This window comes from Polynucleobacter sp. Nonnen-W13 (genome assembly GCF_018881735.1).
Lineage (GTDB): Bacteria > Pseudomonadota > Gammaproteobacteria > Burkholderiales > Burkholderiaceae > Polynucleobacter.
This window is the reverse complement of the sequence record NZ_JACVPU010000002.1, coordinates 225,798-238,252: the sequence shown is the minus strand read 5'-3', so window position 1 is coordinate 238,252 and position 12,455 is coordinate 225,798. Positions and strand designations below refer to the sequence as shown.

The 12,455-nt window shown below is 46.7% G+C and carries 13 protein-coding genes; 6 read left to right on the top strand and 7 right to left on the bottom strand.

The annotated features are described in order from the left end of the window. Positions 1–8: 8 nt before the first annotated feature. The 5 genes from ICN27_RS06530 to ICN27_RS06510 all read right to left on the bottom strand — a co-directional run bounded on the left by ICN27_RS06530 (position 9) and on the right by ICN27_RS06510 (position 4,731). Positions 9–863 carry a branched-chain amino acid ABC transporter permease gene (locus ICN27_RS06530; RefSeq protein ID WP_255535055.1) on the bottom strand — a complete coding sequence of 285 codons (855 nt, stop codon included), beginning with the start codon at positions 861–863 and terminating at the stop codon, positions 9–11. A 118-nt stretch (positions 864–981) separates the two neighbouring features. Next, positions 982–2,217 (bottom strand): ABC transporter substrate-binding protein, encoded by a 1,236-nt coding sequence (locus tag ICN27_RS06525; protein WP_251370801.1) that lies wholly within the window; start codon positions 2,215–2,217, stop codon positions 982–984. A gap of 101 nt (positions 2,218–2,318) precedes the next feature. Further along, positions 2,319–3,560: an FAD binding domain-containing protein gene (locus ICN27_RS06520; RefSeq protein ID WP_216269417.1), complete on the bottom strand. Its 1,242-nt coding sequence runs from the start codon at positions 3,558–3,560 to the stop codon at positions 2,319–2,321. Between the two features lie 6 nt (positions 3,561–3,566). After that, positions 3,567–4,025 (bottom strand): VOC family protein, encoded by a 459-nt coding sequence (locus ICN27_RS06515; RefSeq protein ID WP_215307640.1) that lies wholly within the window; start codon positions 4,023–4,025, stop codon positions 3,567–3,569. A 1-nt stretch (position 4,026) separates the two neighbouring features. Next, positions 4,027–4,731, bottom strand: a complete 705-nt coding sequence (locus ICN27_RS06510) for a TetR/AcrR family transcriptional regulator (RefSeq protein ID WP_216269416.1) — start codon at positions 4,729–4,731, stop codon at positions 4,027–4,029. 111 nt (positions 4,732–4,842) lie between these two features. Between ICN27_RS06510 and ICN27_RS06505 the strand changes: the two genes are divergently transcribed. The 6 genes from ICN27_RS06505 to ICN27_RS06480 all read left to right on the top strand — a co-directional run bounded on the left by ICN27_RS06505 (position 4,843) and on the right by ICN27_RS06480 (position 10,882). After that, positions 4,843–5,319: a CoxG family protein gene (locus tag ICN27_RS06505; RefSeq protein WP_215307638.1), complete on the top strand. Its 477-nt coding sequence runs from the start codon at positions 4,843–4,845 to the stop codon at positions 5,317–5,319. A gap of 40 nt (positions 5,320–5,359) precedes the next feature. Next, positions 5,360–6,214 (top strand): xanthine dehydrogenase family protein subunit M, encoded by an 855-nt coding sequence (locus ICN27_RS06500; protein WP_216269415.1) that lies wholly within the window; start codon positions 5,360–5,362, stop codon positions 6,212–6,214. 42 nt (positions 6,215–6,256) lie between these two features. Continuing rightward, the gene (locus tag ICN27_RS06495; protein ID WP_215307634.1) at positions 6,257–6,766 is read left to right on the top strand and encodes a (2Fe-2S)-binding protein; all 510 of its coding nucleotides are present in this window, start codon (positions 6,257–6,259) and stop codon (positions 6,764–6,766) included. 20 nt (positions 6,767–6,786) lie between these two features. Beyond that, a complete protein-coding gene (locus tag ICN27_RS06490; RefSeq protein ID WP_216269414.1) occupies positions 6,787–9,183 on the top strand; it encodes a xanthine dehydrogenase family protein molybdopterin-binding subunit in 2,397 nt (798 codons plus the stop codon). A 131-nt stretch (positions 9,184–9,314) separates the two neighbouring features. After that, complete coding sequence (locus tag ICN27_RS06485) at positions 9,315–10,091, top strand: 3-hydroxybutyrate dehydrogenase (RefSeq protein ID WP_216269413.1); 777 nt, start codon at positions 9,315–9,317, stop codon at positions 10,089–10,091. 197 nt (positions 10,092–10,288) lie between these two features. Beyond that, positions 10,289–10,882, top strand: a complete 594-nt coding sequence (locus tag ICN27_RS06480; protein ID WP_215307628.1) for a urate hydroxylase PuuD — start codon at positions 10,289–10,291, stop codon at positions 10,880–10,882. Positions 10,883–10,971: 89 nt separating this feature from the next. On the opposite strand, the gene ICN27_RS06475 is transcribed toward ICN27_RS06480, so the two are convergent. After that, complete coding sequence (locus ICN27_RS06475) at positions 10,972–12,138, bottom strand: NAD(P)/FAD-dependent oxidoreductase (RefSeq protein WP_216269412.1); 1,167 nt, start codon at positions 12,136–12,138, stop codon at positions 10,972–10,974. 48 nt (positions 12,139–12,186) lie between these two features. Further along, on the bottom strand, positions 12,187–12,354 hold the full coding sequence (locus ICN27_RS06470; protein WP_215304339.1) for a rubredoxin: 168 nt from the start codon (positions 12,352–12,354) through the stop codon (positions 12,187–12,189). Positions 12,355–12,455: the final 101 nt, after the last annotated feature.

Genomic DNA, 12,455 nt, shown 5'->3' with positions numbered 1-12,455 from the left:
TCGGAGGGTTAACCCATCGCCCCCGCTTTGCCAAATAAACCTTGCGGGCGAATTAAGAGTACTACTGCCATCAGCACAAAAATCGAAAGCTCTGCAAGGTCTGGAAAGAATAGGGAGGTCATGCTGTAAACCACGCCAACCAAGAGGCCTGCGACAACCGCGCCGACTGCTGAGCCCATGCCACCCACAACCGTCACAACAAAGGACTCTGCCAAGATCGGAATGCCCATTTCTGGATTCACCGAGCGAGTAGGTGAGGCCAATATTCCAGAGAGGCCGGCGATCGCACAGCCTAGTCCAAATACCATTAACCACACCTTAGCAATGTCTACGCCAAGTACCTTGACGATCTCTTGGTCAGCGGCGCCTGCTTTGATGATGAGGCCGTAGCGAGTCTTTTGAATGAAAAACCAGACTGCAAAAATAATGACAACGGTAGCCGCAATCAGGAACAGGCGATATTTTGGAAAGAAGCCAATGCCAACATCTAAAGTACCCTTCAATCCATCAGGCGTAACGGAAGGCAAACCTTCTATGCCAAAAGTAACGCGCATTGCCTCAATCAGGACATAAGACAATCCAAAGGTGAGGAGTAGCGGGTAGTCAATACCGCGACCGTATAGGGGGCGCACTAAGAATCGCTCGGTTAATAATCCGAGGGCTCCAGTGGCAAGCGGCGTGAGAATTAAGCTGAACCAAAAGTTTCCCGTTATGCCTAAAAAATAGACGCCCATAAATGCGCCAACCATGAAGAAGGCGCCGTGTGCAAAGTTCACTACATTGAGCATGCCAAAAATCAGGCACAAACCCAGTGCTAGAAGAGCGTAGATGCTACCCAGGGCAATTCCTGTGAGTAGCTGCATGCAGAGAAGTTCAAATGTAAGACCGGTCATATATATACTCAGAAAAACTCCCCTGCAGCCATTGCTATCAGGGGAGGTGCTCAGGGCAAATCAGATGATCTGCCCTGGAATTTCAGATTTAAGCCTTGTGGCCTAACTCTGCGCAACTACGCATATTCTTCTCGGTAGTCGGTTCAATCGTCAGAATATTAAAGACGTCATACTTATCCTTCATATTCTTAGATTTGGATTCCACAATGATGACCGTTTGCACTGCTTGGTGGTCACACTTGCGATAGTACTCAGGACCTTTATAAAAGTCGTACTTGAGATTCTCTAGTGCTGTGATTACCTTATTTGTATCGGTGGATTTAGCATTCTTCACAGCAGCGAGAACTGTTTTTACCCCGGCGTAACCTAGTGCGCCGTAGTCTGACGGTACTGAACCGTTGTACATCTTACGGAATGCGTCATTAAAGGTCTTGGCTGTAGGGATGCGATCCTCAAGTCCCCAGTAATAAGAAGTGCCGCCGACGATACCCTCAAATGCTTCTGGTCCACCAGCAAGGCGCGCAGTGTAGAGCAGGACTGGGGTCACAATTTTCATGCTGGACTTTAGACCAAAGTCAGTACATTGTTTAGCTGCATTCACGAGGTCGCGACCAAAGTTGCAAAGTACCAAGATGTCGGGATTTAAGGCTTTAATGCGCGGCAAGAATGCAGAGTAATCAGATGCGCCCAAGGGATGACGAATATCGGCCAATGTAGTGGCACCCATTTCCTTGCCTGCACGCTCAAAAGCGCGCACCATCTCATGGCCATAAGCATAGTCGGCGGTCAGGAATACGATCTTCTTGCCGAAACGGGGGATGGCATAGCGCGCCACTGCACCTGCTGTCATCGTTGGATTGAGTGCCTCGTGGAATGTGTAAACACTCCAGTCTTTTGCTTCGTTAATCGCATCAGATTGGCTAATTGAATTGAAGAGAACTTTACGCTCTTTACAAACGGCATTGATAGAGAGTTGAGTTGCGGCCGATAGTGAACCCACAACAAAATTCACTTTATCTTTTTCAATTAACTCGAGAGTGCGCGTTGCAGCTTCACCTGGGTTGAGTTTGTCGTCACGAACTAAAAGTTCGGCTTTGCGTCCATTAAAGCCACCGGCGTCATTAAATTCTTTAATGGCTAATTCAGCTGCTTTAACTTGATCTTGTGCCTCTGCAGAAAATGGCCCAGTTAGTGGTGTTGGAAAACCAATCTTAATTGGTTCAGCCTGGGCGCTGGCTACATTCATCCACAGTGGAGTGCTGGCAGCAGCAGCTCCGCCGATCAACATTTTTCTTCTTGTTTGATTCGTTACTTTTTGTTTCATGGTTGTCTCCTCCATTTAAAACAGTTAATTAATGGGACTACTGCGTATTGCATAAATCTTAACTGAATGCTTCTAGTAATACTAAAATCTACAGCGGGTTTTCATTCATGTGACTCTGGCACTGCTTTTCCAGCCGCCAACAAAGTACTGATATCGATGGCTGTTTCTGCCATGACGGTATCTGCATTTCTACGCAGGCTATCGTTATTTCTGCTGCCTTTGCTACCTTGTGCTTGCATGTAGCGCCCTAAGTATTGCGCTCTTGCAACAACCTGTTGCCCAAATTCAAGACGCTCCTTGCTGTACGCTTCAAGTGCTGCAGGAGTTGCCCCTAAGGCTGCAATGTGACGTGCGATTACCATGGCCTCATCACCTGCTTTGGTAACTCCCATGCCCACATGAGGTCTGCCAACAAAAGCGGCATCCCCCATTAAGGCAATTCTTCCAAAGACGATTTGCTCCGAACGGACGTCATAAATCGTTTGCAAAAAAGGTGAGGGTGTTTTTTCTAAAATTTCGGCATATTGTGGCGCCAGAATATCGCGCGCAACTGTGCGCATTTCGGCAATATGCTTCCATGAGACTTTTAGCGGTGGGATGCCAGTCGGATAATAGTGGCCATCCGCATCAGTCAGCAACTTGACTAGCTCATCATCCTCGGATGCCGGGCGATACCAAACAAAGTTATAGCGACGCTTGCCTGGTCTGGTGTCATTGCCAGGCCCTGCAACTGGATAGCCAAGCATCTGTTCGCCATTAGGTAAGCAGAATCCAAAATAATTAAATAGAGTATCTAAGGTGTAATTTGATAAATTACTTTCATCACAAACGCCACGCCACGCAATATATCCTGCGTATTCAGGTTGGATGTTTGGTGCTACTTGGGATCTGACTGTGGAGCGTATACCATCTGATGCAATCAGAAGCTCTGCCTGATAAGTGCTGCCATCTTCACAACTTACCTGAACGCTATTAGAGTCCTGTGTCACCACTTTGACATTCTTGCCTTGTAGGTAACGCTCGCTTGGAAAATTCTCTTTTAATAGGTGATATAAGCGGCTCCATGAGGTCAGGATTTGTGGGAGTGGCATTTCACCGAGGTTCTCGCCATCAACCCCCAAGGTAACTCGCTTCGATACAGCAACCCCTAGGCTATCATCAACTTGAATACCAGCTTCACTTAAAGCATCTGCAAGAGCGTCATGGGTCACGATTCCGGCGCCTCGACCATCTAGGGAGCCAATTGCTTTTTCTAATAAAGTGACATCATGCCCTTGGCGCAGCAATATATTGGCGGCAAATAAGCCCCCAAGTGATCCGCCGATGACAAGTATTTTGGCCATCTTTACTTACGCAGCCTTGGCATCTAGTGCCGCCTTTTCTGCAGCAGGGTAGTTCAACTCAACCACAACACCATTAGGATCATCCATAAAGACTTGGTGTAATTTAATGGCGGGTACGGTGCGTTGTCTGCAAGGTATGCCCAACTTCTCTAGTAATGCAAGTTTGGCCTCCAATCCCTTGGCAAAGAAGGCGATATGATCTACTGCGCCAGAGCCAAAGAGTGAGCTAGGATCTCGTTCCCCAAGATATTGTTTTAAGCCATTAGGATTGTTCTTATCAATTGCGATGAGATGAACAACTGCGTTAGCCCAATCGTTTTGATCACCGTTGTATAGCCACACACCCGGGAAAGGAAAATCAGGCCTGGGTCCAACTGTGAATCCAAAGACATCGCAGTAAAACTTGGTAGTTTGTTCAATCTCTAGGCTACGAATAGAGAAGTGATTTAAGCTTAAGTTCGTCATTTTATTTTTTACCAGTATTAAATAAAGTTTTTGCTGAAGCGAGGTAAGAGCTAACTCGATCTTGAATAATTTCTTGCTCGGTATGGGGGTTGCCGGAGTCATAAATGGCTTGCCCGTATATCCAACGTCGCATACCAATATAAAAGATGCCGCCATGCAGGCCCATCAAAAATTCTAATTCTCGCTGGGAAGGCTTGCTACGCGAGCTACGACCACAGTGTTTACGGGTTTCTCGAATCAGGCGCGGCAATAGACGATCACGCAATAATTCAAAGAAGCGGTCACTAATGGAATGATCGCTCAGCCCTGAGAAAATTAAAATACGTACAAAATCGTAGGTCAGTACTGTGTTTGAGTAGTCGAGATAGAAAGCATTAAATTTTTCTTCGGGAGAGAGCGTCTTATTGTCGAGTAGCTGCTCCCACTCCGGCTTCCAGCGTGACTCGAAGACATCTTCATAGACTGCTTTGATTAAAGCATCCTTGGTAGGGAAGTAGTGGTAAAGCAGGGTGTGGGTAACACCCAATCCCTTTGTGAGGTTCCTGAGTTGCCCATCCATTCCATGCTTTGCAAAGTATTGGATAGCACGATCCAGAATCTGACGCTTACGATCTGCAGTACTCATTCTGCGACGTGCAGGCGTACTGGATGTAGCTACTTCTGTAGCGATACTGCCTCTAGCACTGCCATCTCGATCGAAACTCATTGTCATCAGGGTTTATCCGAATTTGGCCTTATTGACCAAAAGTTAAATAATGGTACATTGTTGAACAATTGGTAGATAAGACTCTATTCGTACAAACCCCAAGGAGATGTAATGGAATTAAATGGCGAGCAGCTCATTGCAGCCCCAATCCCAGATGTATGGAAGGGCTTGAATGATATTGACGTGCTGGCAAAGTCCATTCCAGGTTGCGAGGAAATTAGTCGCATCTCCCCCGAGGAGATTCATGCCAAGGTGATGTTCAAAATTGGACCCGTCAGAGCCAGATTCTCAGGAAAGCTATTTTTGAGTGATGTCATTCCAGATCAATCCTGTTCTATGGCCTTTGAGGGCTCTGGTGGTGCTGCGGGATTTGCAAAAGGTCGTTCACGAGTGGAGTTGAAGGCTGCCGAGGGCGGGACACTGGTTTCTTATACGACTGAGGCTTCTATTGGCGGCAAGCTTGGTCAAATTGGTGGGCGGCTTATTAGCGCCTCTGCTAAAAAGATTGCGGATGACTTTTTCCAGCGATTTGCAAAAGAGTTAGGTGGTGAAATAGCGCCACTAGAGTCAGACCCGCAAGCCCAATAATGCGCGGCGATGTCAATATAAAAGTAGTGGAGGAGACACAATGAAAGCAGCAGCATTTGATTATGCAAAACCGAAGGCTCTCAGTGAGGCTTTAGCTATGTTGGCCGAAGCTGGTGAAGATGCGCAATTGATTGCAGGTGGGCAGACGCTCTTAGCTACCTTGAACCTGCGTCTTTCTGAGCCTAGCATGCTGATTGACATTACGAATTTGGATGAGTTAAAAGGTATTTCCGTTAACGGAGATCAATTACGTATTGGTGCATTAGTAACCCATACGGAGATTGAGGACTCCAAACTAATTGCGCAGCATGCACCACTTCTTAAGGCTGCAGCTCCGCATATTGCCCACAGAGCGATCCGTAATTTAGGGACCTGGGGCGGCTCTCTAGCCTATGGAGATCCTGCGGCTGAATGGCCTGCCTGTAGCCTGGCATTGAATGCAACCATGTTGATTGGTGGCCCTGATGGAGAGCGTCGAATTTCAGCGCAAGACTTCTTCATTGATCTTTACACCACTTCTTTAGAGCCTAATGAAATTCTTATAGCAACAGAAATCCCTATTGCTAGTGGTAATCAAGTTTTTTATTTCCATGAGTTAGCTCGTCGCCACGGAGACTATGCGATTGCTGGGGTGGCTTTAGTTGCGAATAAGGCGGGTCATGTTCTGAGCGATTGCACTTTTACCTTCTTCTCTGTGTGTGCTACGCCGATCATGGCGACAAAGGCTCAAGCCTTGGTAGATGGTAAGTCTCTTAATGACGAATTAATTGCAAATGCAGTTGCTGCCGCAAGGGAAGAGATTGAGTCGATCGCAGATATCACTAACAGTGCGCAAACGAAGCAACATCTGATTGGTGTTTTATTAGAGCGTGGCCTAAAGCACTTAATTGCTTGAGCAATCAATACATAAAAAGATAAATCTAGTTCGGAGATTTCAATGAGCTTAAAGAAAAAAATTACGATGACCGTCAATGGCTCGATAGTGAATGCGGAGATTGAGCCGCGTCGTCATTTGGTAGATTTTTTGCGAGAAGATCTCCATCTCAAAGGTCCGCATCTTGGTTGTGAGCAAGGTGCTTGCGGCGCCTGTACCGTGAAGGTGGATGGGAAAATCATTCGCGGCTGTTTATATCTGGCCGTACAAGCCAATGGCTGTGTAGTGGAAACAATCGAGGGATTAACTAAGAGTGGGGCATTGGCAGATCTTCAAGAAGCCTTTATGCGCCATAACGCAATGCAATGTGGTTTCTGCTCTTCTGGGATGTTGCTTGCTGCGGCCGAATTAGTAGAAAAACAACCTAAATCTACTCGTGAAGAAGTGCGTGAATGGATCTCTGGAAACTACTGCCGTTGTACTGGCTACCATTCCATAGTAGACGCCATCATGGCTGTGCTTGAGGCTCGTGCCAAAGGTGAAAAAATTAAACCCGTTGTTGCTCTCGCTTAAGAAGATTGGGAAAACTGATTATGAATAAGCCAGTAGATCTCAAAGGATTGGTGCTTGATCCGGTAACCAATGACCAGCGCTATATCGGTAGCAGCGAACCTCGACATCAGTCCCGTCGGCTTATCGAGGGTCAGGGTACCTATGTAGATGATATTCAATTGCCTAGGATGGGCCATGTCGTCTATTGGCGTTCGCCAGTAGCGCATATGAAAATTGGAAAAATTCATACTGAAGAAGCTAGCAAGATGCCAGGTGTTCTAGCTATTGTCGATGGCGTGAAAATGGCTGAGCTTTGTAAGCCATGGGTTGCTACCTTAGGTCATCTTGCGGGTATGAAATCCGCTCCTCAATACGCATTAGCAATTGATAGGGCTTGCTGGCAAGGCGAGCCTGTAGTTGCTGTAGTTGCTGAGACGCGTGCACAAGCAGAAGATGCTTTGCAGTTCATTGATGTTGAGTGGGAGGAGTTGCCTGCAGTAGTTTCAATGGAAACGGCATTGGATGCAGATACTCCGGTAATTCATCCTGAGCTTGGCGACAATCTTTGCTTTACCCGTACTTTGGATGTTGGCCAGGTAGATGAAGTATTTGCAACCGCAGATATTGTGGCTGAAGCTACTTTTGGATTTGGTCGACATACAGGCGTTACTTTAGAGCCTCGCTGCCAAATTGCTGACTACAATCCTGGCGATCGTCGCCTCACGGTATATCACTCGCAACAAGCGCCGCACATGATGCAAGATTTATATTGCCGTCAGTTTGGCTTGTCAGAGTCTGATGTCCATGTCATTTGTAAAGACGTAGGCGGATCCTTTGGTATTAAGGTGCATGCGTATCCTGATGATTTTGCAACGGTGGGTCTAGCGATGATGTTGGAGCGCCCAGTCAAGTTTGTTGCAGATCGACTTGAATCATTTACGAGTGATATTCATGCGCGTGAGCATCGGATTAAAGGACGTATTGCAGCCAATAAAGAAGGTGATATCTTGGCATTTGAGATCGACGATCTCACAGCGATTGGCCCTTACTCTATGTTTCCGAGAACCAGTGCAATCGAAGGTAATCAGGTGGTGAACTTGGTTGGCGGGCCATATAAGCATCAGAACTACCGCGCCAAACTGAATGTGGTGTTTCAGAATAAAACGCCTACCTGCCAATATCGTGGCGTAGGTCACCCTATTGCCTGCGCCGTGACTGAGGGCTTGGTTGATTTAGCCGCTCAAAAACTAAAAATGGATCCTTTGGAGTTTCGTAAACGTAATGTGATTCCTGATGATGCATACCCTTGCTCGGGAATTTCCGGAATTAAGTTGGAAGTGCTTTCACACGAGCAATGCTTACGAACTATTGAAAAGATGATGGACTATTCTGCTTTGCGTAAAGAGCAGGCTGAGTTGCGTAAAAAAGGTATCTATCGTGGAATCGGTTTTGCCACATTAATCGAGTTAACTAACCCAAGTCCGGCATTCTATGGCGTGGGTGGTGCGCGTATCGCATCTCAGGATGGCGCCTCTGCGCGTCTAGATCCAAGCGGCGTTGTATCGATATTGATCGGTGTTGGTGAGCAGGGCCAAGGTACTGAAGGTATTTATGCGCAAATTGCTGCTGATGCCGTCGGTCTGTCGATTAAAGATGTGCGCATCATTACTGGTGATACCGATGTGACTCCTTACGGAGGTGGTACCTGGGCTTCACGTGGTGCCGGAGTGGGTGGTGAGGCAGTCTTATTGGCTTGCCAAGCACTTCAAGAGAATATCTTGAAGCTCGCTGGTGCAATCTTGAGTAGATCGCCTGAAGAGTTATCTGTTCGCCGTGGTCATGTTTTAGATAAAGCAAGCGGTGAGCAGCTCCTACCGTTTAGTGAGATTGGGCGAATAGGTTATTTCCGTACAGATACTTTGCCAGTAGGATTCTCGGCTGACCTGATGGTGACACGTCATTACACTCAAAAAGAATATCCATTTATTTTTACTAATGGCGTTCAGGCTTCTTATGTGGAAGTCGATCCGGATACTGGATTTGTAAAGCTCTTAAAGCACTGGGCAGTTGAGGATTGCGGTCGTGTGTTGAATCCCATGTTGGTGGACGAGCAAGTGCGTGGTGCAATTGTGCAGGGTATCGGTGGCGTCCTTTTCGAGGAGTGTATCTACGACGAGAGTGGCCTGTTACGAAATGGCAGTATGGCTGATTACTTAGTGCCAATGGCCAATGAAATGCCGGATATTGAGGTAGCTCACGTTGAGACCCCAACTCAGTCATCTAAGTTGGGTGCAAAAGGTGCTGGTGAGGCTGGTACAGCTGGCGCCCCTGGGGCGGTTCAAAATGCGATTAATGATGCTCTGGCACCATTTAACACTGCAGTGTTTGATCAGCCCATTACTTGTGAAAAGATTCTCAAGGCCCTTGGAAAAGTCTAATGTAGAGCTTGTTTATATGCGGTGCATTACCAGTATCCAAGGGGCTGATGCATCCTGTAAGATCCAGTTTTGACCATGCGCACATCCCCTGCTTGGGGATGTGCGACTAACTTGATATAGCGAAGAAAAATATGTCCCATTTAAAAGGTAAAACAGCTCTTGTCACCGGCTCAACCAGTGGTATTGGTTTGGCAATGGCTATTGGTTTGGCAAAGCAGGGTGCCAACATAATGGTGAATGGTTTTGGTGAAAAGGATGCTGTAATTGCAGCAATTAAAGCTTGTGGTGTTGAGGTGGAATATCACGGCGCAGATATGAGTAAGCCTGCCGAGATTGAAGATCTCATCAAGCAAACCGAAAAACGCTTTGGTTCGCTAGATATATTAGTAAACAATGCAGGCATTCAGCACACAGCGAATATTGAAGACTTTCCAGCAGATAAGTGGGAGTCCATTATTGCCATCAACTTAAGCTCAGCTTTTTATACCTCCCACTTTGCCTTGCCTGGAATGAAGCAGCGTAACTGGGGTCGCATCATCAATATCGCCTCCGTGCATGGCTTGGTTGGTTCTGTTCAAAAATCAGCTTATGTTGCCGCTAAGCATGGCATCGTTGGCCTAACCAAAGTAACCGCTCTAGAGAATGCCAAAACGGGGATTACTTGTAATGCGATTTGCCCGGGTTGGGTTTTGACCCCCTTGGTTCAAAAGCAAGTAGATGCCCGAGCAGAGCGTGAAGGGATCTCGAATGAAGAGGCTAAAAAAGCCTTGGTGTCTGAGAAGCAGCCTTCTGGTGAATTCGTGGCTCCAGAACAATTGGCTGCATTAGCTATTTTCCTTTGCAGTCCAGATGCTTCTGAAGTACGTGGAGCAGCCTGGAATATGGATGGTGGCTGGACGGCTCAGTAATCTTAAAAAGGGTCACTGGACACCTCTTGTTTGCCTTATGCCGAACAAATTCCTCGGAATCGTCTATAGTAAGGACGATTGTGGCTGTTGTAGCTACAGATTAGTACGTTTTATAATGTTGTGAAATTGGATTTTGCAAGCAAGAATTTTGCTGAAATCCTGCCTGATATATTTACTTTTTTCTTTAGGAAGCTCTCATGTCATCCATCTTTACCTCATTAGGCCGCACTGTTTTAGCCGGCTTTGTGCTACTCGCATTGATTGTCTTAGCCTTAGGTGCGAACCTGAGCTCGATTGAGTTGCCATTCTTATTCCGCTGGATTCACGTGATGGTTGGCGTGATGTGGATAGGCTTACTTTGGTATTTCAATTTCGTGCAGATTCCATCCATGCCAAAGATTCCGGATGAGCAAAAGCCAGCAATCGGAAAAGTAATCGCTCCAACAGCGCTCTTTTGGTTTCGATGGGCTGCTTTAGTAACTGTACTGAGCGGTTTGATTTTATCCATACTAAATGGATATGCGCATCAGGCATTTACTTTGCAAGCACCTTTCCGTGCAATCGGTTTAGGTATGTGGATTGCCTTGATTATGGCGTTCAACGTTTGGTTCATTATTTGGCCAAATCAAAAACGTGCCCTCGGCATTGTTGCGGTTGAGCCTGACGTCAAAGCAAAGTCTGCACGCATTGCAATGTTGACTTCCCGTCTCAATACAATGCTTTCTATCCCAATGCTATTTTTGATGAGCGCTCAGTCACACAACACAACATGGTTTGTGATTGCCTCATAAGCTTATCTTCTTAGATACATTAAAAGGCCCGCTGAGCGGGCCTTTTGCTTTAGTACAGAGCGCTAAGAGATGGTAATCAGCCATCTTGATTACAAGATGGGCGGCAACTCTTTTGTCAGTGCGCCACGTTGAGCAGTAGCTGTGCCCAGAAGGGCAAACCCAAGTAGCTTACCGTCACTAGATTCAAAGCGCGCTTCAAGACCGCCTTCTACTGTATTCATTTTCCAGTGTCCGACTGCACCTTTGGCTGGGGGTGAAACAATAGTTGCGAGGGCGGGGGTCTTCACCATCACTGGCATAGCGGGATAGTTGAGGGTAGTCGCTTGTCCAAGTAGGTTGGGTGCTAAAGCTCGTGCTGCCTGCATGATTGGCATCACATAAGGCAGAACCAAGCCCTCAACTTCGGCACAGTCGCCAATTGCATAAACATTCTTGGCGCTGGTTTCTAATTGACGATTAACTGTAATACCTGCGCCTGTTGCAATTCCGGCTGATTGAGCTAAATCTATGCGAGGTCTTAAGCCGACAGCAGATAGAAATGCATCACTATTGATTACTGTTCCGTTGGAAAGGGCAATCGAGAGAGAGTCGCCGCTTCGATCAACCGATTGCACGGTAGTGGCAAAGTGCCAACGTACGCCTGCCGCACTGAGCTTCGCTTGTAGTGCTTGGGCTGCCGCCTCGGGAAGTAATCTACCCAAAGCCTGCGGCGCTAAGTCGATGACATCTACTTCATATGAGCCTAAAACTAAATCATTCGCAAATTCGCATCCAATGAGGCCGGCACCTAAAATGGCAACGCGTTTTTTGCCTTTAATTGTCTTGCGAAATTGGGCATAGTCTTCCAGATCATTAACGGTAATGACCTCACGAGCTGCATTACCCTCTAAAGGTAAGCGAATTTGATCGGCGCCTAATCCTAGCACTAACTTTCCATAGGAAATACTGCCTTTAGAAGTAGTGACTGTTTGTGCGGCGGTATCAATTGCAGTGACATCAGCATCACCCAGAACCGTCATGTCTAGCTGTGTTGCCATACCCTCTGCATTAGTAGAGACCAATTGCTCTGCAGACTTATTGCTGGCCAATGCTGTAGAGAGCATCGGCTTTGAGTAAAAGTAGCCTGGTTCTCTTGTTACTAGGGTAATGGGAATCGCCTTATCTATTTTGCGAAGCTCGCGAATGACAGTGTAGCCAGCTAGGCCGCTACCAATGATGACAATCCCTGATGGGGATGAATGATTCTGATGATCCAAAACTGGACTCCCTAATAATGCGTTGAAAGGTGTTGCGTTTGGCTTGAGTTAGGAAACTTGTACCATTTCAAAATCAGATTTGGATACACCACAATCTGGGCATTCCCAATCTTCAGGGACATCGGCCCAAGCAGTGCCGGCAGGAATGCCATCTTCAGGTAAGCCTTTGGCCTCGTCATAGACGAAACCGCATACGATACATTGCCAAGATTTCATAGGGATTCCTTGCTGCAAGAGATTAAAGACAGTTTAAATTGAATTTCAAATTCACCTGCTTACCAAAGGTCTGTTCGTTTTGTATCCAGCAAGCAAGTAGG